Genomic DNA, 254 nt, shown 5'->3' on the forward strand with positions numbered 1-254 from the left:
GAGTACGGCCGCAAGGCTGAAACTCAAAGGAATTGACGGGGGCCCGCACAAGCGGTGGAGCATGTGGTTTAATTCGAAGCAACGCGAAGAACCTTACCAGGTCTTGACATCCTCTGAAAACTCTAGAGATAGAGCTTCTCCTTCGGGAGCAGAGTGACAGGTGGTGCATGGTTGTCGTCAGCTCGTGTCGTGAGATGTTGGGTTAAGTCCCGCAACGAGCGCAACCCTTGATCTTAGTTGCCATCATTAAGTTG

The 254-nt window shown here is 52.0% G+C and carries 1 rRNA gene; it reads left to right on the top strand.

The features are described from left to right. Nucleotides 1-254 (top strand): 16S ribosomal RNA (locus tag Q3V31_RS31110); the annotation flags it as partial.

Origin of the sequence: Bacillus nitratireducens (assembly GCF_036320425.1) — a bacterium.
Taxonomy (GTDB): Bacteria; Bacillota; Bacilli; order Bacillales; family Bacillaceae_G; genus Bacillus_A; species Bacillus_A nitratireducens.